Source organism: Bradyrhizobium sp. BRP19, assembly GCF_020194195.1.
GTDB classification, from domain to species: domain Bacteria; phylum Pseudomonadota; class Alphaproteobacteria; order Rhizobiales; family Xanthobacteraceae; genus Bradyrhizobium; species Bradyrhizobium yuanmingense.
This window is the reverse complement of sequence record NZ_JADYVZ010000111.1, coordinates 1-451: the sequence shown is the minus strand read 5'-3', so window position 1 is coordinate 451 and position 451 is coordinate 1. Positions and strand designations below refer to the sequence as shown.

At 63.2% G+C, this 451-nt stretch carries 1 protein-coding gene; it reads right to left on the bottom strand.

All coding sequences use genetic code 11. The features are described from left to right. The coding region (locus I6F36_RS38730; protein WP_276573757.1) for an ABC transporter substrate binding protein at positions 1-334 on the bottom strand (334 nt) is incomplete at its 3' end. Positions 335-451 lie beyond the last annotated feature (117 nt).

Sequence of the window (451 nt, the reverse complement as noted above, 5' to 3'; positions counted from 1 at the left end):
TGATATTCCCGCCTGGCCGTGACAGGCTGTCCACCACGCCCAATTGGACCGGATCCCCGCCCATCTCGAACACGATGGTCTTGTTGGCGGCAGAAGCTTTTGCCGCGAGCGCCACGGGAGCGCCGCCCGGAGCCACAATCAGGTCTACATTCCGGGCGGCCAGATCTGCGGCCAGAGCTGGTAATTTCTTGTACTGTCCGTCCGCCCATTGATATTCGATTGCGACATTGCGGCCCACGATGTAGCCGGTTTCGCCGAGCCCGTCGTGGAATGCTTTGAGCCGACTGGCGAATGGCACGGGCGATTCCGGGCAGAGATAGCCGATGACCGGCATCGTCGATCTCTGCGCCCCTGCCTGATGCGTCCAGGCTGCGGCACCGCCGAGCAGCGCAAGAAAGTCCCGCCGCCTGATCCGATCGAACGTCCTGGCGTGCCCCAAGGCCTTGAATCC